This is a genomic window from Microbacterium sp. NPDC060132 (genome assembly GCF_042729675.1).
Classification (GTDB): domain Bacteria; phylum Actinomycetota; class Actinomycetes; order Actinomycetales; family Microbacteriaceae; genus Microbacterium; species Microbacterium sufflavum.
Genome location: NZ_JBHWXU010000001.1, coordinates 961,749 through 983,973 on the forward strand (window position 1 = coordinate 961,749; position 22,225 = coordinate 983,973).

The following is a 22,225-nucleotide window of genomic DNA, read 5'->3' on the forward strand; positions in this document are numbered from 1 at the left end:
CCGCTGCACGCCGCGCTTCAGCGGCGATTCAGCGTCGAGCCGCCACACTGGGGTGATGCGGATCCTGGTGGTGGACGACGAGGTGCGCCTGGCGGAGGGCGTGCGTCGGGGGCTCGAGGCCGAGGGCTTCGCGGTCGACGTGGCACACAACGGGGTCGACGGACTGTGGCGGGCACGGGAGACGCGGTACGACGCGATCGTGCTCGACCTGATGATGCCCGGCATGAGCGGCTGGAAGGTGTGCGAGGCGCTGCGGGCGGAGGAGAACTGGACGCCCGTGCTCATGCTCACCGCGAAGGACGGCGAGTGGGATCAGGTCGAGGCCCTCGAGACCGGCGCCGACGACTACGTCACGAAGCCGTTCTCGTTCGCGATCCTGGTCGCACGGCTGCGGGCCCTGGTGCGCCGCGGGGCCGTGGCCCGTCCGACCGTGCTGGAGGCGGGGGATCTGCGCCTGGATCCCGCGGCGCATCACGTATGGCGCGGCGACACGCCGATCAGCCTCACGGCCAGGGAGTTCGCGGTGCTCGAGCACCTGATGCGGCACCGCGGCCAGGTGCTCTCCAAACGCGACCTGATCGCGGGGGTCTGGGACGACGACTTCGACGGCGACCCGAACATCGTCGAGGTGTACGTCGGCCATCTGCGGCGCAAGGTGGACAAGCCGTTCGGGCGCGCGGCCATCGAGACCATCCGCGGGGCGGGCTACCGGCTGGCGGCCGACGGTGGCTAGCCGGTTCCTCCGTTCGGTGCGCGGCCGGACGACGCTCGGCGCGACGGTGGTGGTGGCGGTGGCCCTGCTGATCGGCGCCTTCTCCTTCTACGGCGTGCTCAGCGCGAGCATCCACGGCGCCAGGGAGCGCGCCGCCGAGCAGCGCCTGGAGGAGCTGGTGCAGCGCTTCGAGGGTCCGGGGCGCCCCGGTCCCGAGCTGCTCGACGACGACATCGTGCAGCTGATCGGACGCGACGGGACCGTGCGTCGCGCGAGCGAGGAGGCGCAGGAGCTCCTCGGGTCGGGGTCGCTGCCCGTGCACGACGACCCGCGCAGCTTCGTGATCGACGGCGAGCGGATGGTGGTCGTGTCGGACGACCTCGACGACGGTGAGAGCCTGGTGCTGGCGGTGCCGATGGAGGACGACGCGGAGACGCTCGCCACGGTCGCGACGCTGTTGGCCGTCGCCGTCCCCGCCCTGCTGGTGCTCGTCGCCGCGACCACCTGGCTCGTCACGGGGCGGGCCCTGCGTCCGGTCTCGCGCATCCGCACGGAGGTCGACGGCATCACGGCGGAGCGCCTCGACCGCCGCGTGCCCGTGCCCGAGACGGGCGACGAGATCGCGTCCCTCGCGACCACGATGAACGGCATGCTCGACCGGCTCGACGCCGCCGCGACCGCCCAGCGCCGCTTCGTGTCCGACGCCTCGCACGAGCTGCGGTCGCCGCTCGCGACCATCCGTCAGCACGCCGAGCTGGCACAGTCGCACCCCGAGGTCACGAGCATCCGCGAGCTCGCCGACGTGGTGTCGGAGGAGGGCCTGCGCCTGCAGGGCATCGTCGAGTCACTCCTGCTGCTGGCCCGCCTCGACGAGGGGGTGGCGGGTGCCGCGGAGCCGGTGGACCTCGACGACATCACCCTCACCGAGGTGCGACGCCTGCGCGCGGCGGGGCTCGACGTGGACGGGTCAGGCATCGGCGCCGCCCGGGTGTCGGGCGACCCCCGGCTGCTCGCGCAGCTCGTGCGCAACCTCGCCGACAACGCCGCCCGCCACGCCCGCGGTCGTCTGGCGATCGGGGTCACCACGGTGCAGCAGCACGTGTTCCTGACCGTGGAGGACGACGGGTCGGGCGTGCCGGCGGCCGAGCGGGAGCGGATCTTCGAGCGGTTCGTGCGACTCGACGAGGCGCGCAGCCGCGATGCGGGCGGCAGCGGTCTGGGCCTGGCGATCGCCCGCAGCATCGCGACCGCGGCGCACGGCACCGTCACGGTGGACGACTCGCGATGGGGCGGGGCGCGGTTCGTCGTGACCCTGCCCTCCGCGGACTGAGACGCCGCACGGCATTCCTGAAGAGCGCTTCAGGACGCTTCAGGGTGGCTTCAGCGCCCCCGCGAGACCATCGGGACATGGACGACAAGAACCCCACCCCCGAGAACCCCACCCCGGAGCAGCCCGGCACCCCGGAGCAGCCCGGCACCCCGGAGCAGCCCGCCGCCGCGCAGAGCCCGGCCCCCGCGCAGCCCGACGCGACCCCAGCCGCCGACGCCCCCACCGTTCCGGTCGAGCCGACCGCGCCCGCCGCCGCACAGCCCGCCCCCGCTTCCACGGCGCCCGCAGGCGAGGCGACTCCCCCGGCGAAGCCCGGACGCAAGCGCGCCTTGCTCATCGGCGGTGGCATCGCCGCGGCCGTGCTGCTCGCGGGTGGCGGAGTGGCTGTCGGCGCGGCGATCGGCGATGAGTTCGGCGACGACGACCACCCGTCGATGGAGGGACCGCGCCACGGCGACCACCGCGACGGCGACCACGGCCCCCGCGACGACGACGGTCCGCGCGAGGGCGACCGCGACGACCGGCCGGCCGGTGCGGGTGGACCGGTGACCGGTATCGGCACGGCCTCGATCGACCAGCTGCTCGACATCGCCGAGGCGGCGCGTGGAGCCGCGGACGGCGAGGTGACCTCGATCGACGCGAAGCGCGACGGCACGTGGGAGGTGCAGCTGACCGCGGCCACGGGCGACGAGAGCGACGTGCGCGTGGACGACGACCTGAAGGCGTCCGTCGTGGCGACCGAGAAGGCGGACGACGACGACACGGGGCCGACGCTCACGCTCGACGACGAGACCATCCGGGCGCTGGTCGAGGCCGCGCTCGCCGAGGCCGACGGCATGATCACCGACCTCGACGTCGACGCCGACGATGTGAGCCCCTACGACGCCTCCGTGCTCACGGCTGACAACCGCTCGGTCGACATCGAGTTCGATGCCTCCTTCGCCGTGGTCGGCACGGACCTCGACGACTGAGACGCGGCGGGCGGCCGATACGATGCAGGCATGACGAACTCCGATCCGATCGACGAGGTCTCCATCGGCGGTGAGGTCATCCGCCTCGGCCAGTTCCTCAAGTTCGCCGGTCTGCTCGATTCGGGCGGCGACGCGAAGGAGGTCATCATCGACGGCTTCGTGACCGTGAACGGTGAGGTCGACCGCCGCCGCGGTCGTCAACTGCACGATGGCGACGTGGTCGCGTTCGAGGGCCGGGCGGTGCGCGTCCGGCCCTGAGCCTCCGCCCCCTCGGTCCGCGCCTCCCGCTCGCCCGCGAGCACGAGCGTCACACCCCCGGCGCACAGGACGAAGCCGGCGACGGTGAGCACGGTCAACGGCTCACCCAGCAGCAGTGCCCCGGCGAGTGCGGTGGCCGGTGCGATGAGGAACAGCAGGGCCTGCAGTGCGGTGATGCCCACGCGACGCAGCAGCCACCAGTACAGGCCGTAGGCGCCGAGCGTCGGGAACACGGCGGCGAGCGCGACCGAGATCCAGAACCCCGCCGTGGCCGGAGGGACGAGCGCTCCGGCGAGCAGGGCGATCACGAGCAGCACGACGGCCGTGACGGTGACCTGCACGGCGAGGGTCACGAGGACCCCCGTGTGCGCGGACGACCGCCGCTGCAGGAACGTCCCGATCACGAGGCACACCATCGCCGCCAGGGGCAGCAGGTAGGCCGCGGGAGTGGCCGCGGCGGAGCCGAGCTGGGAGTGCACGACGAGGGCCACGCCGATGGCACCCACCCCGAGCCCCGCCCACTGGGCGCCGCGCACGCGCAGGCCGAGGAGGGGGCCGACCAGGGCGGCGACGACGAGCGGCTGCACGGCGTCGATGAGGGCGACCGTCCCGGTGGCGATGCCGGCCGCGACGGCGCCCCACACGGCGGCGCAGTAGCCGAACTGCGCGAACAACCCGATCGCGGCCTGGACGCCGAGTTCGCGCGGCGTGACACCCCGTGCCGCCCGGGTCGCGCCGACGAGAAGGAGCAGCACGATCGCGAGAAGGACGAACCGCCAGACGAGAAGGGTGAGGGCGGAGGTATCGGCCGTGGCGAAGGCGGCGATCACGAAACCCGAGCTCCACGTGGCGACGAAGGCGACGGCGGCGGCGACGGTCAACGCCCCGTGAAGTATACCGATCTGTTTAATCATGATCCTGACTATACAGGGCGGTATACTCGTGTCATGCCCCAGGAGACCCCGCAGCTCGTTCCCCTCACCCCGGGAGCACAGCGCGTGCTCGACGCGGCGTCCCGGCTGTTCTACGAACGGGGGATCCACACCGTCGGCGTCGACACCATCGCGGCGGCCGCCGGAGTGACGAAGAAGACGCTGTACGACCGGTTCGGCTCGAAGGAGGCGCTCGTCGTCTCCTACCTCCAGCACCGAGACGCCCGCTGGCGCGATCACGTCGCCGCGCACCTCGCCCGCGTGTCGGAGCCGGGCGTCGACCGCGTGCTCGCCGTGTTCGATGCCGCCATCACCTGGTCCGACGAGAACAGCCCCAAGGGGTGCAGCGCGATCAACGCCCGCGCGGAGATCGACGGCGGAGACGACGAGCGCCTCGTGCTCGCCGAGGCGTCGCGGCAGAAGACGTGGCTGCTGTCGGTGTTCCACGAGCTGCTCGCCGAGGCGGGCTTCGACCATCCGGACCGGCGTGCCGAGGCGATGATGCTGCTCTACGAAGGGGCGATCGTCACGGTCGGGATGGGGACGTTCAACGGTCCGTTCCTCGTGGCCCGGGACTGCGCACGGACGCTCCTGGAGCCGGCGTCGCCGCAGGATCGGGCAGCACCGAGCGCACGGTGACGATCGTGAGCGCCACGAGCAGCACGACCAGGATCGTGTCGGCCGCGATGTAGGCATAGTGCGCCCCGTCGGTCCCGGGAGCGGCAGACCCCGCGATCACCAGATCACTGCGGCGGTTGAGCACGGGACGGATCACCGCGACCTCGACGGCGAACACGACCCAGATCGCGGTGAGCAGCACCCCGACGGTGCGTCCGGCGCGCGCCCGCACCGTGACGACCGTCAGCACGAGGAGCACGACACCCGCGAGCACGTTGAGCGCGGTGAAGACCAGGCGCCCGATGCCGAGTCCGATCGGGATGGTCACGCCCGGCGCCAGGAACTTGAGCGGCGCCTCGAGGAACGAGATGGCGACCATCGCGCCGAGCAGGAACGCGGGCAGCAGCAGTCGCAGTGCTGTGGTCAGACGTCCGCCGGTCATGGCCCCACGCTACCCAGGCGGCCGGGAGCCTGCGCAGACGCGGGCCGTGCAATTCGTCGGTTCTCCGACCTGCGCGGATAATAGGTAACATGCCACGTCCTATCGACGCCTACCGCGGTCTTGCCCAGTCGAGTCGCCTGCGGGTCCTCGACGCCCTGCTCGACACCCCGGGGATCGGTCTCGCCGAGTTGTCCGCCATCACCGGCCTGCACGTCAACACCCTCCGCGATCACCTCCGGATCCTCGAGAAGGAGGGGCACGTGCGCTCCGAGGTCGAGCACACCGGCCGCCGTGGACGACCCCGGCTGCGCTTCGCGGTGGTGACAGCGACCGATCGCAACGAGGTCGCGGAGCGGCATCTGCGTGAGGCGATCCGGCACGGCGATCTCATGCGCGCGGTGCTCCCGGCGACCGAGTCCACCCTGCCGACCGACGCGACGCACCAGCTCGACGCGCTCTACCACCACCTGGACGAGGTGGGGCTGGAGCCCGAGGTCGACGAGGAGGCGCTGACGATCGAGCTCGCACCGTGCCGCTTCCACGCCCTGCTCGCCGACGACGGACCGGTCGCCTGCCGCGTGCACGAGGAGCTGCTGCGCTCACTGCTGGAGCGCGCGGGCGGACCGGTCGTGATCGATCGCGTGCTGCCGTTCACCGACGCGCATTCCTGTCGCGTGCACCTCGCCCTGCGCGAGCACGCGGCTCAGGGAAGGGTCTTGCCCTCCAGCGTCGCGACGAACGAGACGCCGGGAGTCGAGCGGTAGTTCAGGTGCGTCGACACGGCGATCACGTTGACGCCGGCGCGCAGCGACGACGCGGGGATCGGGATCACGAGCGGTGAGGCGACCGCGGCGGCCGTGTTCGGCGCCGCGGTGGCGTACGTGGTCGAGGTGACGGCCGTCGTCGGCATGCGGAGCCGGCCGACCTCGACGCCGTTGACCGTCACCACCGCCCCGTCGTCCGCGCGCGCCGTGAGCACCAGGTCGGAGAGCTTCGCGGGGTCGGTGACGGTGAACGACGTGCGGAACAGCATGCTGATGGGGCGCTGCGTGGTGGGGGGTGGCACGTCGACGACCGTCGTGATGCCGCTGCCGAAGCCCAGCGGTGCGGCGCCCTGCCCCCACGCCGTGTCGTCAAAGGCGACGCCGGTCCATCCGGTCGGCCAGGCTCCGGCCGCGTAACGGAAGCGCCAGGCGGCGTCGCTGCGTACGAGCGTGACCGGCACGGGCGTCGCCGCGGGAGGTGTGGTGACGGAGACCGTGGTCGCGGCGGACCGCGCACCGTCCGGCCCGATCGCGACCACCGCGTACGACACCGCACTCCCCGCCGGTGCCGCCGCGTCCGTCACCACCCCCGTCGCCCCTGTCCCCGTGAGCGTCGTCATTCCAGGGCGCGACACCTCCACACCGCTCACCGCACCTCCGGGGCCCGGCGACCACGCGATGTCCACGCTCGTGGGAGACGTGGCGGTCGCGGTGGCCGCGGGGGCGCCCGGAGGGTCCTGCGGGGGGTCGACGGTCGTGCGGCGTGCGGTCATCACCAGGTCGAACGTGCTGTCCGGCGTGCCGCGGTAGTTCACGTGGGCCGAGGCGGCGATCACGTTCGCCCCCTCGCGCAGCAGTCCGGACGGCACCGCGAACACGGCGGGGTCGGCGGTCGCGACACTCGTCGAGCGCACCGCGTCGGCATAGGTCGCGCTGGTCGGCGCGGTCGACTGCAGGTGCGAGGTGCCCAGCAGCGTGCCGTTGACCCACACCGCCACCCCGTCGTCGGCCCGGGTGCTCACGGTCACGCCACTGAGCTCGTCGATGTCGGCGAGGGTCACGGTGGTGCGGAAGAGCATCGCGCGGGCGCGGTTGGTGCTCGGCGGCCCGAGGTCGATCGAGGTGACGGCACCGGTGCCCCATCCGAGTGGGGCCCTCCCCGAACCCCACCCGGAATCATCGAAGCCGAGGGTCGTCCACCCCGTCGGCCACGCCTGCGTCGAGTTGCGCCACTTCCACGTCGACCCGCCCGCGAGCAGCACCTCGTCCGTGCCGGGTTCCAGGTCGACCGGGAGGGTGAAGCGGCTCCCGGCGTCGGTCTCGTACTGCTGGAGGGTCGGCGAGTAGGTGAAGGCGTCGACCGTGCCCGCGGCGGGATCGAACGTGTAGTACCGCAGCCAGCCGTTGCCCCCGTTCGCGCGGCTCTGGTAGTTCGACAGGATCTGGTGCACGGGCGTGCCGCAGGAGTTCGGGTCGGTGCGTCGCGCCTCGCCGATGTCGCCGTCGTGCCAGTGGCCGTTGACGACAAGGAAGATGGAGCAGTTCTGCGACACGAAGTCGTTCCACAGCGTCACCGCGGACACCGGGGTGACGTCGGTGCGGATGACGTGCGTGGCGCGCGTGCCCCCCGTGTTGATGAAGCCGTGCGTGGCGAGGATGACCTTGCGGTCGGGGTGGGCGTCGAGCACGCGCTGGGCCCACGCGAGGGTGTAGGCGGGCGACTCGAATTCGAGGCTCAGCAGCAGCAGCTTCGTGTCGCCGACCGTGAGCAGGCTGTAGCTGTCCTTGTTCTTGCGGTCGATGCCGTCGGGCCCGAACTGGTTCTGCCCCAGGTATCCGCCGTACGACACCGTCGGGCTGTTCCACGAGGCGGCGGAGTACCGGCTCGGCGGGAAGTAGCTGTCGTACGTGCTCGACTCGCCGGTCGTGATGTCGAGGTCGTGGTTGCCCGGCAGCACCGAGTTCGGCACGCCCGCGTCGTCGAGCGTCTTCATGTACCGGCTCGCGCGCTCCCAGTGGTTCACGTTCGGCCACGACTCGACGAGGTCGCCCACCTGGATCACGAACTTCGTGTTGAGCTGCGCGCGGGAGTCGACGATCCACTGCGTCTGCGCGGCCATGGTCTGCTCGTACGTGCTCGACACGGTGTAGCCCTGTGTGTCGGGCAGCACCACGATCGTGAAGGTCTCGTCGGCGGCGGAGGCGACGGCGGGCACGAGCGCGCCGACCAGCATCACGGTCGCTCCGACCACCGCCAGCGCACGACGCCGTGCGCGCGTCCACGTCCCCATGTCGAACCCCAGTCCATCGACTGGCTCCGTCTTACACCCGCCGGGGCGGGAGCCACAAGGGCCTGTGGCGCGAGGTCACGGGAAGAGCTGGTGCAGCACGTCCCAGTCCTCGTCGGCGAGGGCCTGCGTGACCACGGCCTGCCCCTCCGGCGAGACGTCGGGGCCGAGGCGCTGCCACACGACGCGCGCCGCGCCCAGGTCGCCCGCGGCGATCGCGTTCGAGAACTCGATGAACGCGTTGGCGTAGGGGATGGTGGAGGTGCCAGCCTCCGCCTGGAACGGCCCGTACTGGTCGATCCACGGGAGGGCGGGGTCGGGTCGGAGGATCAGCACGTCGCCCGGGTGCACGGTCATGCCGTCGACGTGGTTGTACATCGAGACGGTGACGTAGTCGATGCAGAACCGCTGGCCGATCGCGATCAGGCTGTCGCCCGGGGCGACCTCGTAGGCGACGACCGTGCCGTCGCCGCCGAGCACGGGGGTGCCGTTCGCGAGGTCGGACGCCCCCATCTCGACGAGGTCGCCGAGCAGCTTCGCATGCGGTGCCTCTCCGTCCTGGGCGACGATGTTGATGAGCGAGTTCGTGGTGCACTCCCCCGGACCGCCCGCGGGCACGGAGACGCCGTCGCCGAGATCGACCAGGTCGCCCTCGCCCGGTGCGGACTCCGACTCGTCGACCGCGGCGGGGGCCGGTGCCGGCGCGTGCGTGAACGTCTCGGATGGCGCGGAGACGGCGGAGACGACAGCCGGGACGGCGAGGGCCGCGACACCGGCGACCGCCACCCCCGCGACGACGGCGACGATGGCGCGGGTGCGGTTCATCCCGTCAGCTTGTCAGGATGCGCCCGCCCGCGCCAGCGCGACGGGCCCGGGCGACCGGCGTTCCGTGCGCAGATCAGTTGAAGTCGCCGCCGGGGGCCATGTCGGCGAAGCGGGAGTAGTGGCCCTGGAACGCGACCGTGATGGTGGCCGTCGGGCCGTTACGGTGCTTGGCCACGATCAGGTCGGCCTCGCCCGGACGCACGTCCTTGTCGTACACGGAGTCGCGGTGCAGCAGGATCACCATGTCGGCGTCCTGCTCGATCGAGCCCGACTCACGCAGGTCGCTGATGGCGGGCTTCTTGTCCTGCCGCTGCTCGGGACCACGGTTCAGCTGCGACAGCGCGATCACCGGCACCTGCAGTTCCTTGGCGATGAGCTTGAGGCTTCGCGAGAACTCCGAGACCTCCTGCTGACGGGACTCGACGCGCTTGCCCGAGGTCATCAGCTGCAGGTAGTCGATGATGACCATGCGCAGCCCGGCACGCTGCTTGAGCCGCCGGCACTTGGCGCGGATCTCGACGAGCGTCATGTTCGGGCTGTCGTCGATGTAGAGGGGCGCGTCGTTGATGCGGCCGCGGGTCGCGGCGACCGTGGTCCAGTCGCGCGGGTCGAGCGTTCCCTTGCGCATGTTCTGCAGCGGGATGGCTCCCTCGGCGCTGAGCAGACGCATCGCGATCTCGCTCTTGCCCATCTCGAGCGAGAAGAAGATGGAGGGGAAGTCATGGCCGATGGAGGCGGCGCGCGCGAAGTCGAGCGCGAGCGTCGACTTTCCCATGGCCGGTCGGGCGGCGACGACGATCATCTGGCCGCCGTGCAGGCCGTTGGTCAGCTCGTCGAGCTCACGGAAACCGGTCGGGATGCCCGTCATGGAGCCGTCGCGGCCGTTCGCCGCCTCGATCTCCTCGACCGCCGCGTCGACCGCGACCGTCAGCGGCACGTAGTCCTCGGCGGTCTCCGAACCGGTGACGGAGTAGATCTCGGCCTGCGCGTTGTTGACGATGTCGGTCGCGTCGCCCTGGCCGTCGTAGCCGAGCTGCACGATGCGGGTGCCCGCGTCGACCAGCCGGCGGAGGATGGCCCGCTCCGACACGATGCCCGCGTAGTAGCCTGCGTTCGCGGCAGTCGGCACGATCGAGGTGAGCGTGTGCAGGTAGTCGGCGCCGCCGGCCTTGCTCAGCTCGCCTGTCTTGATGAGCTCGTCGGTGACGGCGACCACGTCGGTCGGCTCGCCGTGCGAGTAGAGCGACAGGATCGCCTCGAAGATCAGCTCGTGCTTCGGGATGTAGAAGTCGGCGCCCTTGAGGGTCTCGATCACGTCGGCCACCGCGTCCTTCGACAGCAGCATGCCGCCCAGGGCGCTCTGCTCGGCGAGGAGGTCGTGCGGCGGGGTGCGCTCGGGCGGACGCTGCCCTCCCAGGCGCTCCTCCGAGATGTCGGCGATCGACACAGTGTTCCCTTCGATGCGACGGTTCCGATGCGGAACTCCGACAGCGGATGACGAGTGGTCGTCGGTGGTTCCACGCCCGCGCGGCGGCCGGTTCCAGACAAACAGGGGCCCCCGACATTCGGTCGCTCGACCACGCTATGAGCGGTCTCCACACGGTGCAACACAGCCTGTGGATAACCATGTGGAGAGCGTGCGGAGAAACGCGGAGTGTCTGTGCAGAACGGGTGTGGATAACCCGGTGGAGTGTGGTGAAGAAGAACTTTTTTATGACGCTTGAACTGGGATTTCTCGTTTCCCCACCCTGTGGATGGAAACGAGCTTAAATCGCGCGTTGAAGGTTTCCCCTGCCGGAGCGACATGTGTAGAACTTGGGGAAAGTCAAGCCGGAAATCCGCCGGGCGCGTCACGATCTGACACCACCCGTCGCGGTTGTAAATGGGCCTGGACAGGGTGGGACCCCGCGAGTATTCTGCTCCCCATCGACACACCCGTATCGATATGGCGTTGCCTTCAGAGGGGGAGGACGACGTGAGCGCTCGAGCGACCCGACGCGGCGTACCCGCCGTCGTTCTCTGGGGTGGCCTCGGCGCGCTCGCGTGGGCCGCACTCACGGTGCTCACCGGTGGCGGATCCGCTCACGCGGACGAGCAGAAGCCCGGCCCGCTCGACTCCCTGACCACCGCGGTCACGCAGACGGTGACCGCCGTGACGGCACCCGTCGTGAACGAGGTCGTCGCCCCGGTCGTGACCCAGGTGGCCGCGCCCGTCGTCACGCAGGTGGTCGCCCCGGTGGTGACGCAGGTGGTCGCCCCCGTCGTCTCGCAGGCGGTCGCCCCCGTGCAGGCCGCGCCCGCCGTCGTCGAGACGGTCACGGAGACGGTCGAGAGCGTGCCGGTCGTGGGGTCGGTCGCGGCGCCCGTGCTCGGCACGGTGACGGACGCGACCTCGTCGGTCGTCGACACCACCACCGACCTCCTCGCGGACTCGCCCATCTCGCGCGTGACCGCACCGATCCTCGACGCCGTCGGCCGCCTTCCGATCGTCGGCGGGATCGTCGTGGACTCCGGCGCGTCCGACCTCGTGACCGAGGTGGTGGGCGTGGTCGATGACGTGACCGGCGTGATCGGCGGCACCGTCGACGAGACCGTGCCGCCCGTGATCGACGGCCTCCAGCCCGGAATTCCGCCGGTGAGCGACGGATCGCTCCCCGCCGCCGCGGTGGCTCTCACCTCCGCGCCCGCGTCCGCGCTGCCCGGCGCGACGACGCCCGGCGTGTCCGCCGCGATCTCCGGCGCCTCCGACGAACGCGCCGAGGGGGCCACGCCGCCCGCCGACCCTGCCGAGGGCGATCACACCCCCACGCCCGGCAACGCACCCCCCGGTGCCCCCGCCGCCCCGTCTTCCTCCGCCACCTCCGGCGGAGGCACCCCGTACGCCCACGCTCGCCTCGGCGACGACGGCGTGCTCCCGCTCCGTGCCTGGGAGCGGGTTGCCGGCGCCTCGGACGATGCCCTCCCCGGCTCGCCCGTCGCCGACACCGACGTCTCTCCTGACTGACTGACCGTCGCGCCATCCCCGCGGATGGCAGATGCCGTGCTGCGCGCGCACCTCATCGCGTGCACCCATCAGACACCCCAGTCATGTCAGGAGAACCATCATGCGTACTTACGCGAAGCGAGCCCTGTGGGGCGCGCTCCTCGCCGGCGGGATCACCCTGCTCGGCGCGACGGCCGCCAATGCGGCCGAGACATCCGGAGACGACGGACTGCTCTCCGGCACCCAGGCGGTGGCACCCATCACGGCGCCGATCACGGTCGTGGACAACGCGATCTCCGTGCTCGGCGATGCGGTGGCTCCCGCACCGGCCCCGGCTCCGGCCCCGGCCCCCGCTCCGGCACCGGCCCCCGCTCCGGCTCCCGCACCCGCTGCGGAGACGGACGGCGGCTCGGGCACCGCGTCGGGAACCCAGGCGGTCGTGACCGTGAACCTGCCCGTCACCGTGTCGGGCAACGCGATCAGCCTCACCGACGACTCCACGACCAGCACCCCGGCCGCCGCTCCACCCCAGAGCGCGGCTCCCCAGGCCCCTGACGCGGCCGGGGTGCTTTCCCTCGACACCGACGGCATGGACGGTGTGCTCTCGGGCACGCAGGCCCTGCTCGCGGTGAACGCCCCGGTGACCGTGTCGGGCAACTCGCTGTCGCTCCTGGGCGACAGCGAGTCGGCCTCGACCGACGCGGAGGCCGCAGCACCGGCTCCCGCGACCGGCGTCGATGCGGGCACCAGCGGTGAGGACGGCACGGCCAGCGGCACGCAGGTCGTCGCCCCCGTGACGGCTCCCGTGACCGTGACCGGCAACGCCATCTCGCTGCTCGGCGACAGCGCCAGCACCGGCGGCACCGGCACCGGCACGGCTCCCACCGCACCCGCGAACGGCGGCAGCCCCGCCACCTCGGGTGAGGACGGCGTCGTCGGCGGCTCGCAGGGCGTCGCACCCATCACCGCCCCCATCGGCGTGACCGGCAATGCCATCTCCGTGCTCGACGACGCCACCGTCACCGGCGGCACCACCGGTACCGGGACCACGGCCCCGACCGCACCCGCGAACGGCGGCGCCCCCGCCACCTCGGGTGAGGACGGCACCGCCAGCGGCACCCAGGTCGTCGCCCCGGTGACGGCCCCCGTGACCGTGACCGGCAACGCCATCTCGCTCCTGGGAGACAACGCCACGAGCGGCACCACCGGCACGGGCGGCACCCCGTCCGCACCCGCCACCGGCGGCATGCCCGCCACCTCGGGTGAGGACGGCACCGCCAGCGGCACCCAGGTCACCGCGCCCGTCACCGCCCCCATCGGCGTGACGGGCAACGCGATCTCCGTGCTCGACGACGCCACCGTCACCGGCGGCACCACCGGCACCGGGACGACGGCCCCGACCGCACCTGCGGCCGGCGGCAGCACCACCACCGGTGAGGACGGCACCGCCAGCGGCACCCAGGTCACCGCACCCGTCACCGCCCCCATCGGCGTAACGGGCAACGCGATCTCCGTGCTCGACGACGCCACCGTCACCGGCGGCACCACCGGCACAGGCACGGCCCCGACCGCACCCGCGGCCGGCGGGATCACCACCGGTGAGGACGGCATCCTCGGCGGCACCCAGGTCACCGCACCCGTCACCGCCCCCATCGGCGTGACGGGCAACGCGATCTCCGTGCTCGACGACGCCACCGTCGCCGGCGGGACCACCGGCACCGGGACCACCCCGACCGCTCCGGCGACCGGCGGCGGGATCACCACCGGTGAGGGCGGCATCCTCGGCGGCACCCAGCTGGGTCTGCCCGTGACGCTTCCGATCACGATCGGCGGCAACGCCATCTCGGTCGTGGGCGAGAGCACCGTGACCGGCCCGGGCACCACGCCCGGAACCGACCCCGGAACTGACCCGGGCACGGACCCCGGTACGGACCCGGGTACGGACCCGGGAACCGACCCCGGAACCGACCCGGGCACGGACCCCGGCACCACCCCCGGAACGAACCCCGGCACCACTCCGGGCGCGTCCGGGATGGCCTGGGCGTCGGGCGCAGCCGTCTCCGGTGAGGCCACCGGTCTCGCCATGACCGGCGGTGCACCGTCGCCCGCGCTGTGGGCGATCGCCGCCCTGCTGCTTCTGGGAGGTGCGGGCCTGCTGCGCCGTCGCACGGCGTAGGCGCTGAGCCCCGGCGGCGCCGGTGTCCTCGGGGGAGGAGACACGGCTCCGCCGGTGCGCGGCAGCGTCCGCTCGTGCGGTGCGTCCCCCGCACCTCCTCTGCCGAGCGCGACGGCCGCGCGACACGCGGATGCCCCGTGGCGAACCGCCACGGGGCATCCGTTCACGCCTGCGCTCAGCTCGTCAGCGCGGGTATCGGCTGACTCGCGTGGGGCTGGTCGCCCAGCTCGGCCTGCAGCTCCCACAGCCGCACCTTGAGCTGCTCGCGCACCTCCGCGTAGGCGGGGTCGTGGTACACGTTCACCAGCTCGTCCGGGTCGGCCTCCAGGTCGTACAACTCCCACTCCGGCGCGAACCGGAACGGCGACGACCCGGGCAGACCCATCCCGTCGCTGTAGAAGTAGATGAGCTTGTGGGCCTCCGTGCGGATGCCGTAGTGCGCGAGCACGTGGTGGTTCTCGTCGTCGTTCTCGTAGTAGCGGTAGTAGAACGCGTCGCGCGTCGGCTCGTCCGATCCGGTCAGCTGCGGAAGGAAGCTCTTCCCCTGCATCCGCTCGTGCGCATCGACCCCGGCGGCATCCAGGAAGGTCTGCGCGAAATCGACGTTCGTCACGATCTGCTCCATCGGGGCCGCGGGCGCGATCCGCTCCGGCCACGACACGAGCAGCGGCATCCGGATCGACTCCTCGTACATGAAGCGCTTGTCGAACCACCCGTGGTCGCCGAGGAAGAAGCCCTGGTCGGAGCTGTACGTGAGGAGGGTCGAATCCCGCACGCCGTGCGCGCCGAGCCAGTCGATCACCCGCCCGACGTTGTCGTCGACCGAGGCCACGCAGCGCAAGTAGTCCTCCATGTACCGCTGGTACTTCCACAGCGCGAGCTCGTCGGGCGTCAGGTCTTGCGGCGGCTCCACCTTGAGGTCGTCCAGCGTCAGGTGCTCCGCGATGCGCATGGTGGCATGCTTCGCCGCGCTCGCCCGGCCCGCGTAGTCGTCCGTGAACGTGGACGGCACGGGGATCGGGTCGCTGTACAGGTGGGCGTGCGCCTCGTCGGGCTCCCACGCGCGGTGCGGCGCCTTGTGATGGATCAGCAGGCACCACGGCTCATCGCCCTCCAGCGACTCGAGCCACTGCAGCGACAGGTCGGTGATGATGTCGGTCGCGTAACCCTTCTCGATGTGCACGCCGTCGGCGGTGAGGATCTGCGGATCGAAGTACTCGCCCTGATCGCGCAGCACCGCCCAGTAGTCGAAGCCCTGCGGATCATGGCCGGGCCCCTCCCCCATGTGCCACTTGCCGACGATGGCCGTGCGGTAGCCCGCCTCCTTGAGCTGCGACACGAACGTCGGCTGGCTCGCGTCGATGGGGGTCACCAGGGTCGAGACGCCGTTGACATGGCTGTACGTGCCGGTCAGGATGCTGGCGCGGCTCGGGGTGCACAGCGAGTTCGTGCAGTAGCAGTGATCGACGCGACGACCGGACTGCGCGATCTCGTCGATGCGCGGGGTCGTGTTCACCACCGACCCGTAGGCGCCGATCGCATGCGTGGCGTGGTCGTCGGTGAGGATCATGAGGATGTTCGGTCGCCGGGCGGTCATCGTGCTTCTCTCTCTGCGGGGCGGTGGTACGCGTCGGTGACGATCTCGGCGGGAGGGGCCGTGAGCCCGGAGAGGTCGATGGGCTCCCAGCGACCGGTCGTCATGGAGCGATAGGCCGCGTCGATCACCGCGTTGTCGATGACGCCGTCGGCCAGGGTCTGCCGCGGCGCGACACCCGCGCGGAAGCTCTCGATGAAGTGCGCGAACTGGCCGTGGTACCCGTACGTGCGCGGCTCGTCGAGCACGGGCCGCAGCCAGCCGCGGGTCGAGCCGGCCTTCTCCCCCACGTAACCGAGCTCCTGTCCCGCGAACGCCGCGAGGGCACCGGGGCCGGTCTCGTCCACGCCGAGCCAGCCGTCCGAGCCGTGGATCTCGCGCCGGTTGTCCAGCCCGGGGCGATGCGTCCAGCCGGCCTCGACCTGGGCGACACGACCGTCGTCGAACCGCACGAGCAGGACCGCGTTGTCCTCGGAGTCCACGTCGTCGCGGTCGAGCCGGTCCCCCCACGCGAAGGCCTCCACGGGGGTCGCGCCCTCCAGGAACCAGCGCCCGACGGCGACACCGTGGCAGCCGAGACCGCGCAGCGGCCCTCCGCCCATGCGCGCGATCTCCCTGGCGTGCTTGTGCGGGCTGCCGTGGGCCTCGCGGGCGCGCACGGTGAGCACCCGACCGATGCCGCCCGCGTCGACCATCGCCTTGGCATGCATGACCGCGGGCGAGAAGACCGCGGTCTCCGCATAGCCGTGCCACACGCCCGCGGCGGTGACGGCGGCGAGGCACGCCGCGGCCTCCGGGCCGCTGCGCCCGAGCGGCTTGGTGCAGATCACGGCCTTGCCCGCGGCGGCCGCGGCCGTCACCGCGTCGAGGTGCGCGTCCTGCGGCACGGCCACGACCACGATGTCGACATCGGCCAGGGCGGCCAGCTCCTCGACGCTGGCGACCACGTCGCGCACGCCGAACCGGCCGGCGAGCTCTCTGCCCCGTTCGGGCGAGCGCGCGGCGAGGGCGACGACCTCGTGGTCGCGCACCTCCGCCAGGGCCCGGAGGTAGAACTCGGCGACGAAACCGGAGCCGACGATGCCGAGCCCGACGGGACCGGTCACGAGCGGTCCTTCATGGCGGCGGCGAACAGCTCGGTGTTGACGAACGACGCCGGATCGGTCATGTCCTCCATGCGACCGGACTGGACGAACACCCGCATGATCGACTCGTACTGCTCGAACGTGGTGCCGTCCTCGTTGTTCGCGAGGATCTCGTCGGACGGCGTCCACCCGGAGATGCTCGCCTGCTGCGTCAGCTGGTCGACCGGGGCACCGGACGCGGCGGAGGCCCACTCGACGACCTGCTCCGTGTCGTCGATGCGGTAGTCGTTCACCTCGGCGTACACCTCGAGGAAGCGCTGCAGGGCGTCGGCCTTGCCGTCGACGGCCTCGTTCGACGCGACCCACGACCCGAGGAACGACGTCTCCGGGAACGAGGCGTTGTCGGCCACCGTCACGGTGTCCGGCACGCTGTCGAGGATCTGCGCGCTCAGCGGCGAGAAGATCGCGGCGATGTCGATCTGCCCGCCGACGTAGGCGCTGACGACGCTCGGCGGGTCGAGCACCACGCGCTCGACGTCGTCGAACGTGAGCCCGGCCTCCAGGAGCGTGAGCGCGAGGATCATCTCCCCCGACCCGCCCTCGGGCACGCCGACGCGCTGCCCCTTGAGGTCTTTCGGATCCTCGACGCCGCTGCCCGGGCGGGCGAGCACCACGTCGCCGAGCGAGGTCTCGCTGGGCACGATCACGGTCGCCTGTCCGGTCGCCGGAAGCCAGGTCGCCCCGGCGCCGATGTACCCGACGTCGATCTGTCCGGCCTGCATCGCCTGGATCTGGGTGGGGCCGTTCGTGAACGGCGTCAGCGTCACGTCCAGCCCGTACTTCTCCCACAGACCCAGCTCGTTCGCGGCGGCGATCACGCCGACGCCGTTGATGCTCGTGTCGATGTAGCCGACGTTCAGGGAGACCGGCTCACGGGCCTCGCCTCCGGCGTCGGACGAGGGGGCCGGTTCGGCCGAGCCCGTGCAGGCGGACAGGGCGATCGTGAGTGCGGTGACGGCCGCGGCGGCGACGGCCGCGCGACGGGTCCGGGTGGGGAAGCGCATCATCGGGTTCCTTACGTGATCGGGTGGGAGTGCGGTGGGTCGTGCGGGTGCGGATCCGCCGGGTCAGGCGGTGGTGGGTTCCGGCTGGTGGTGCACGCCGCGCCAGACGCGGGCGCGGAGGGCGGCGAACTCGGGAGACAGGCGCATCTCCTCGGTGCGCGGGTAGGCGAGCGGCACGTCGATCACCTCGGTGATCCGTCCGGGCCGCGGGCTCATCACGATCACGCGGTTGGCGAGGAACACGGCCTCGTCCACGTCGTGGGTGATGAACACGGCGGTGCGCCGCTCCTGCTGCCACGTCTCGAGCAGGTTCTCCTGCATGCTCACCCGGGTCAGCGCGTCGAGCGCGCCGAACGGCTCGTCCATCAGCAGGATCGACGGCTGCGCGGCATAGGCGCGGGCGATCGCGCAGCGCTGCTTCATGCCGCCCGAGAGCTCCTTCGGCAGCGCGCCGGCGAAGTCGCCCAGGCCCACGAGGTCGAGGTAGTGCTGGGCCACCTGCTCGCGCTCGGCCTTCTTCATGCCGCGGATCCGCAGGCCGAACTCGACGTTCTGCCGGGCCGTGAGCCACGGGAAGAGCGCATACTGCTGGAAGATCACGCCCCGGTCGGGCCCGGGCCCTGTGACGGGTCGGCCGCCCACGAGCACCTCCCCCTCGGTGGGGTCGAGGAGCCCCGCCATCAGGTTCAGCAGGGTGCTCTTGCCACAGCCGCTCGGCCCGACGAGGGTGATGAACTCCCCGTCTGCCACGTCGAGGTCGACGTCGTCGAGGCTGCGGACCGTGCCGCGGCTGGTCTCGTAGTGCTTCGAGACCCCGCGGATCGAGATCATCGCGGTCATTTCCGGACCTCCTGCCAGGCGGTGAGCTTGTTCTCGGCGAAGAGCAGGGCACGGTCCATCGCGAACCCGAGCGCGCCGATGAGGATGATGCCCACGACGATGCGCGGGGTGTCGAGGAACTGCGAGGCGGCCTGCATCATGCGGCCGAGACCGAAGGCCGCCGCGATGAGCTCCGAGGCGACGACCGTGGCCCAGGCCGCGCCGAGGGCGACGCGGGTGCCGACGAAGATGAACGGCAGCGAGGCCGGGACGACCACGCGGAGGAAGATCGTGCCGTCGCTCGCGCCGAGCACGCGAGCCGCGTTGACGAGGGTGGTGTCGACGTTGCGCACGCCCTGGAAGGTGGCGAGCACGCACGAGAGGAACGACGCGAGGAAGATGACGAAGATCTTCGCCGGCTCCCCGATGCCGAGGAACACGATCACGAGCGGGATGAGCGCGAGCGGTGGCACGGTGCGGAAGAACTGCACCCACGGCTCGAGCAGCCCGCGGCCCCAGCGATACCAGCCCATGATGAAGCCGGCGGGGACGGCGACGATCACGCCGAGGAGGAAGCCGATGACGACGCGCTGCACGCTCGCCACGGTGTTCAGCAGCAGGCTGCCGTCGAGCAGTCCCTCCCAGAAGCTCTGCACCACGGCGATCGGCGTGGGGGCGAGCGGGTTGTCGCTGACGACCGCGATGATCCACCACACCGCGATGCCGAGCACCAGGGTGGAGAGGTAGAGCAGCGTCAGCGGTTTCTCGGTGCGGACGGTCGTGCGGCGCGCTCTCGTGGCGCGCGGCACCGAGAGCGTCGTGGTCGCCGTCTCGGGTGTGGCGTCGATCATGGCTCTTTCCCTTCGTTGCGTGGGAGCCCGTTGGTGTCAGCCGACCGGGGCGGTCGGAAGGAGGGGAGGCCCGAACACGAAGGTGTCCAGGGCGATGGTGGCGGCGCCGATCATGCCCGCGTCGGCACCGAAGCGCGGCGGCTCGACGCGGATGCCGTCGCGCAGCACGGGCATGACCTGCTCCGCGAGGGCCGCCCTGACGGGTTCGATCACGACCGGGGCCAGGTCGAACAGCAGTCCGCCCAGCACGATCTGCTGCGGGTTGAGGAGGTTGACCATGCTCAGCAGCGCGGTGCTGAGGTGCCGGACGAGGTCGTCGCGCACCTCCAGCGCCCGCGGGTCGGCGGCCTCGACGGCGGCGACGAAGTCCTCCGTCCAGGTGCGGTCGTCGGAAGCGCGGTCGTCGTCGAGCAGCCCGGCGTCGATCATGCGCCGCCGGAGCACGCCATCGCTGACCACGGTCTCCAGGCAGCCGCGGCCGCCGCAGGTGCAGGTGGGGCCGTCCTGCTCGACGCGCAGGTGACCGATCTCGACCGCGCCGTGCGTGCCGCCGCGGTACTCGGCGCCGCCCAGGATCAGGCCGGCGCCGACACCGGTGCGCACGTAGACGAAGGCGAGGCTCTCGAGCCCCTGGCCGGTGCCGTAGCGGGACTCGCCGGCGGCCATGGCGCGCACGTTGTGGTCGAGCACGACGTCGAGCCCGAGGGTGCGTTCGAAGTGCTCGGCGATCGGCACGTCGGTCCAGCCGAGCGTGGGGGCGGAGATGTTCACGCGGCGGCTCGCGTCGACGATGCCGGCCACGCCGACGCCGAGGCCGAGCACCTGCTCCAGCGAGATGCCCGCCGTGTCCATCACCCGCTGCAGCAGCTCGCCCGCGAGGTCGAGCACGGCCTCGGGCGCGGTGGGGACCGGGAAGCGGATCTGCTCGGACGCCACGACGCGCGAGGTGAGCTCGACCACTCCCGCCTGGAGGAACCCGGCGCCGATCTGCAGTGCGAGCACGTGGTGGGTGCCGGTGAGGGCGACGTCGGTGCTCGGGCGGCCGACCCTGGCCTCCCGGGTGGCGGGGATCTCCTCCGCCACGAGGCCTGCGTCGACCAGTTCCACGACCACGTTCATCACGGCGGCGGCGCTCAGGCCCGAGGCGCGGGACAGATCGCGACGCGACAGCGGGCCGTGCGAGCGCAGCAGCTGCAGCAGCACGCGACGGTGGTGCGCGCGGATCGCCGCGGCGTCGAGCCGGACCTCGGATAGTTTTTTTTGCACGTAGCTAAATAAACAGCACGTGCGGAAATCCTGTCAAGAGCGGATCTTCTCCGCCCGCCTCAGAGGATGTCGTCGACCTCGCCGTGCGGGATGATCGCCGCCCGGTAGCGCTCCACGAGCTCGCGCCAGCCGAAGCCCTCCGTGTACTCGTGCTCGTACACCGCCTCCGTGAAGTGCCACAGCAGGTACGGATGCGCCCCGAGGCCGTACAGCGCCCCGTAGTCGCGCGCGATGAAGGCCGCCCGCTCCTGCGGCGTCAGCGCCCGGTCGTCGGCGACCGCATCCGGCCCGGCGCCGCCCGCCAGCCACCGGTCGACGAAGCCCTCGGTATCGGCGACGTATGCGTTCACGTTGGCCGTGCTCATCTCGACAGCCCGCATGAACTTGCCGATCATGTACCTGCTCACGATGCAGACCTCCACAGGAAGAACGGGCTCGAGGCGAAACGCGACGTGGTGGCCTCCGCCAGCTCGGCCGGGCGGCCCTGCATCGCGGCGAGCGCCGTGACGATGTTCACGTACTGGTAGGTGACGTTGCCCGCCGCCATGATGCGGTCGAACCGGCAGCCGGCGATCGCGGCGTCGAGGTCGCCGTCGCGCATCCACCCGACCGCCTCGGCGTCGAACGCGGGGTCGGGCGAGCCGTTGAACGTGCGCGGCCCTCCGACGTCGGTGGCCATGTGGCCCGAGGTGAGCAGCGCCACCCTGGCCCCGCCGTCCCACGACTCGACCGCGGCGCGCAGGTGATGTCCGAGGGCGGCGAACCGCGCGGCCGAGGGCAGCGGCGGCAGGATGGCATTCGCGTGGATGGGCACGATCGGCAGGTCGAGCTCGGGCCGTACGTACTGCAGCGGGAGCACGAAGCTGTGGTCGAGCCGCCACTCGTGCGACACCGAGAAGTCGATCGCCTCGGGCAGCACCTCGCGTCCGGCGATCTGCGCCGCGAGCTCGGGATGCCCGGTGAGCTCGGCGTACTCCATGCCGAACGTGCGCACCTCGTTCTCGTACGTGCCGTGGTACGACGCGGCTTTGCCGACGATGAACGCGGGCGAGTTGTCGGCGAAGAACTGCCGCACGTGGTCGGTGCCGAGCACGATCAGCGCGTCGACCTCGGCCTCGGCGATCGCCTCACGGATGCGCCGGAAGTTCGCCTCCACCGCGACCAGGTCGGGCGGATACGGCTCCCGCATCGCGCGCCACAGCAGCGGGTTGTGCGGGGTCGCCGCCGCCAGCACCAGTTCAGCCACG

At 71.6% G+C, this 22,225-nt stretch carries 21 protein-coding genes; 8 read left to right on the forward strand and 13 right to left on the reverse strand.

The annotated features are described in order from the left end of the window. The first annotated feature begins 55 nt into the window (after positions 1–55). The 4 genes from ACFWCH_RS04820 to ACFWCH_RS04835 all read left to right on the forward strand — a co-directional run bounded on the left by ACFWCH_RS04820 (position 56) and on the right by ACFWCH_RS04835 (position 3,271). Positions 56–733 carry a response regulator transcription factor gene (locus ACFWCH_RS04820; RefSeq protein ID WP_136030477.1) on the forward strand — a complete coding sequence of 226 codons (678 nt, stop codon included), beginning with the start codon at positions 56–58 and terminating at the stop codon, positions 731–733. Further along, a complete protein-coding gene (locus tag ACFWCH_RS04825) occupies positions 726–2,042 on the forward strand; it encodes a sensor histidine kinase (RefSeq protein WP_378803020.1) in 1,317 nt (438 codons plus the stop codon). The genes ACFWCH_RS04820 and ACFWCH_RS04825 overlap by 8 nt, the downstream gene beginning before the upstream one ends. Positions 2,043–2,119: 77 nt before the next feature. Continuing rightward, on the forward strand, positions 2,120–3,013 hold the full coding sequence (locus ACFWCH_RS04830; RefSeq protein ID WP_378803021.1) for a hypothetical protein: 894 nt from the start codon (positions 2,120–2,122) through the stop codon (positions 3,011–3,013). Between the two features lie 30 nt (positions 3,014–3,043). Continuing rightward, a complete protein-coding gene (locus tag ACFWCH_RS04835) occupies positions 3,044–3,271 on the forward strand; it encodes an RNA-binding S4 domain-containing protein (protein WP_136028492.1) in 228 nt (75 codons plus the stop codon). Here the strand turns inward: ACFWCH_RS04835 and ACFWCH_RS04840 are convergent. Further along, entirely contained in the window at positions 3,211–4,185 is a 975-nt protein-coding gene (locus tag ACFWCH_RS04840) for a DMT family transporter (protein WP_378803022.1), read from the reverse strand. The genes ACFWCH_RS04835 and ACFWCH_RS04840 overlap by 61 nt on opposite strands. A gap of 33 nt (positions 4,186–4,218) precedes the next feature. Here ACFWCH_RS04840 and ACFWCH_RS04845 point away from each other — a divergent pair, with 33 nt between their 5' ends. Then, positions 4,219–4,842: a TetR/AcrR family transcriptional regulator gene (locus ACFWCH_RS04845; protein ID WP_378803023.1), complete on the forward strand. Its 624-nt coding sequence runs from the start codon at positions 4,219–4,221 to the stop codon at positions 4,840–4,842. Here ACFWCH_RS04845 and ACFWCH_RS04850 read toward each other — a convergent pair. Then, positions 4,751–5,263, reverse strand: a complete 513-nt coding sequence (locus tag ACFWCH_RS04850; RefSeq protein ID WP_378803024.1) for a hypothetical protein — start codon at positions 5,261–5,263, stop codon at positions 4,751–4,753. The genes ACFWCH_RS04845 and ACFWCH_RS04850 overlap by 92 nt on opposite strands. A gap of 89 nt (positions 5,264–5,352) precedes the next feature. Here ACFWCH_RS04850 and ACFWCH_RS04855 point away from each other — a divergent pair, with 89 nt between their 5' ends. Further along, entirely contained in the window at positions 5,353–6,027 is a 675-nt protein-coding gene (locus ACFWCH_RS04855; RefSeq protein WP_136028494.1) for a winged helix-turn-helix transcriptional regulator, read from the forward strand. Here the strand turns inward: ACFWCH_RS04855 and ACFWCH_RS04860 are convergent. The 3 genes from ACFWCH_RS04860 to dnaB all read right to left on the reverse strand — a co-directional run bounded on the left by ACFWCH_RS04860 (position 5,967) and on the right by dnaB (position 10,587). Then, positions 5,967–8,318 carry a metallophosphoesterase gene (locus tag ACFWCH_RS04860; RefSeq protein ID WP_378803025.1) on the reverse strand — a complete coding sequence of 784 codons (2,352 nt, stop codon included), beginning with the start codon at positions 8,316–8,318 and terminating at the stop codon, positions 5,967–5,969. The two genes, ACFWCH_RS04855 and ACFWCH_RS04860, sit on opposite strands and share 61 nt — an antisense overlap. Before the next feature lie 75 nt (positions 8,319–8,393). Further along, on the reverse strand, positions 8,394–9,140 hold the full coding sequence (locus tag ACFWCH_RS04865) for a LysM peptidoglycan-binding domain-containing protein (RefSeq protein WP_247637987.1): 747 nt from the start codon (positions 9,138–9,140) through the stop codon (positions 8,394–8,396). Positions 9,141–9,213: 73 nt separating this feature from the next. Then, positions 9,214–10,587, reverse strand: a complete 1,374-nt coding sequence (gene dnaB / locus ACFWCH_RS04870) for a replicative DNA helicase (protein WP_062637804.1) — start codon at positions 10,585–10,587, stop codon at positions 9,214–9,216. 528 nt (positions 10,588–11,115) lie between these two features. Here dnaB and ACFWCH_RS04875 point away from each other — a divergent pair. Both ACFWCH_RS04875 and ACFWCH_RS04880 read left to right on the forward strand, forming a co-directional pair. Further along, positions 11,116–12,144, forward strand: coding sequence for a hypothetical protein (locus ACFWCH_RS04875; RefSeq protein ID WP_247637988.1), 1,029 nt, complete (start codon positions 11,116–11,118; stop codon positions 12,142–12,144). A 100-nt stretch (positions 12,145–12,244) separates the two neighbouring features. Further along, complete coding sequence (locus ACFWCH_RS04880) at positions 12,245–14,299, forward strand: beta strand repeat-containing protein (RefSeq protein ID WP_378803026.1); 2,055 nt, start codon at positions 12,245–12,247, stop codon at positions 14,297–14,299. Positions 14,300–14,474: 175 nt separating this feature from the next. On the opposite strand, the gene ACFWCH_RS04885 is transcribed toward ACFWCH_RS04880, so the two are convergent. Genes ACFWCH_RS04885 through ACFWCH_RS04920 form a run of 8 tightly spaced genes read right to left on the reverse strand, consistent with a single transcriptional unit; the run spans position 14,475 to position 22,224 of the window. Next, positions 14,475–15,896, reverse strand: coding sequence for a sulfatase (locus ACFWCH_RS04885; protein ID WP_136035159.1), 1,422 nt, complete (start codon positions 15,894–15,896; stop codon positions 14,475–14,477). Further along, on the reverse strand, positions 15,893–16,999 hold the full coding sequence (locus ACFWCH_RS04890) for a Gfo/Idh/MocA family protein (RefSeq protein WP_378803027.1): 1,107 nt from the start codon (positions 16,997–16,999) through the stop codon (positions 15,893–15,895). The genes ACFWCH_RS04885 and ACFWCH_RS04890 overlap by 4 nt, the downstream gene beginning before the upstream one ends. After that, complete coding sequence (locus ACFWCH_RS04895; protein WP_136035161.1) at positions 16,996–18,045, reverse strand: ABC transporter substrate-binding protein; 1,050 nt, start codon at positions 18,043–18,045, stop codon at positions 16,996–16,998. Before ACFWCH_RS04895 ends, ACFWCH_RS04890 begins: the two co-directional genes overlap by 4 nt. A gap of 60 nt (positions 18,046–18,105) precedes the next feature. Further along, positions 18,106–18,882, reverse strand: coding sequence for an ABC transporter ATP-binding protein (locus tag ACFWCH_RS04900; protein WP_136035162.1), 777 nt, complete (start codon positions 18,880–18,882; stop codon positions 18,106–18,108). Next, positions 18,879–19,712 (reverse strand): ABC transporter permease, encoded by an 834-nt coding sequence (locus ACFWCH_RS04905; RefSeq protein ID WP_136035163.1) that lies wholly within the window; start codon positions 19,710–19,712, stop codon positions 18,879–18,881. The genes ACFWCH_RS04900 and ACFWCH_RS04905 overlap by 4 nt, the downstream gene beginning before the upstream one ends. A 36-nt stretch (positions 19,713–19,748) precedes the next feature. After that, positions 19,749–20,978 (reverse strand): ROK family protein, encoded by a 1,230-nt coding sequence (locus ACFWCH_RS04910; RefSeq protein WP_378803028.1) that lies wholly within the window; start codon positions 20,976–20,978, stop codon positions 19,749–19,751. A 59-nt stretch (positions 20,979–21,037) separates the two neighbouring features. Then, on the reverse strand, positions 21,038–21,385 hold the full coding sequence (locus ACFWCH_RS04915; RefSeq protein WP_378803029.1) for a hypothetical protein: 348 nt from the start codon (positions 21,383–21,385) through the stop codon (positions 21,038–21,040). After that, on the reverse strand, positions 21,382–22,224 hold the full coding sequence (locus ACFWCH_RS04920) for a hypothetical protein (RefSeq protein WP_136035166.1): 843 nt from the start codon (positions 22,222–22,224) through the stop codon (positions 21,382–21,384). Before ACFWCH_RS04920 ends, ACFWCH_RS04915 begins: the two co-directional genes overlap by 4 nt. Position 22,225 lies beyond the last annotated feature (1 nt).

Excerpts from the sequence above, each read along its gene's own strand:
- ACFWCH_RS04820 (WP_136030477.1), top strand. The coding sequence starts at position 56 with ATGCGGATCCTGGTGGTGGACGACGAGGTGCGCCTGGCGGAGGGCGTG.
- ACFWCH_RS04830 (WP_378803021.1), top strand. The coding sequence starts at position 2,120 with ATGGACGACAAGAACCCCACCCCCGAGAACCCCACCCCGGAGCAGCCC.
- ACFWCH_RS04835 (WP_136028492.1), top strand. The coding sequence starts at position 3,044 with ATGACGAACTCCGATCCGATCGACGAGGTCTCCATCGGCGGTGAGGTC.
- ACFWCH_RS04840 (WP_378803022.1), bottom strand. The coding sequence starts at position 4,185 with ATGATTAAACAGATCGGTATACTTCACGGGGCGTTGACCGTCGCCGCC.
- ACFWCH_RS04845 (WP_378803023.1), top strand. The coding sequence starts at position 4,219 with ATGCCCCAGGAGACCCCGCAGCTCGTTCCCCTCACCCCGGGAGCACAG.
- ACFWCH_RS04850 (WP_378803024.1), bottom strand. The coding sequence starts at position 5,263 with ATGACCGGCGGACGTCTGACCACAGCACTGCGACTGCTGCTGCCCGCG.
- ACFWCH_RS04855 (WP_136028494.1), top strand. The coding sequence starts at position 5,353 with ATGCCACGTCCTATCGACGCCTACCGCGGTCTTGCCCAGTCGAGTCGC.
- ACFWCH_RS04860 (WP_378803025.1), bottom strand. The coding sequence starts at position 8,318 with ATGGGGACGTGGACGCGCGCACGGCGTCGTGCGCTGGCGGTGGTCGGA.
- ACFWCH_RS04865 (WP_247637987.1), bottom strand. The coding sequence starts at position 9,140 with ATGAACCGCACCCGCGCCATCGTCGCCGTCGTCGCGGGGGTGGCGGTC.
- ACFWCH_RS04880 (WP_378803026.1), top strand. The coding sequence starts at position 12,245 with ATGCGTACTTACGCGAAGCGAGCCCTGTGGGGCGCGCTCCTCGCCGGC.
- ACFWCH_RS04885 (WP_136035159.1), bottom strand. The coding sequence starts at position 15,896 with ATGACCGCCCGGCGACCGAACATCCTCATGATCCTCACCGACGACCAC.
- ACFWCH_RS04895 (WP_136035161.1), bottom strand. The coding sequence starts at position 18,045 with ATGATGCGCTTCCCCACCCGGACCCGTCGCGCGGCCGTCGCCGCCGCG.
- ACFWCH_RS04900 (WP_136035162.1), bottom strand. The coding sequence starts at position 18,882 with ATGACCGCGATGATCTCGATCCGCGGGGTCTCGAAGCACTACGAGACC.
- ACFWCH_RS04905 (WP_136035163.1), bottom strand. The coding sequence starts at position 19,712 with ATGATCGACGCCACACCCGAGACGGCGACCACGACGCTCTCGGTGCCG.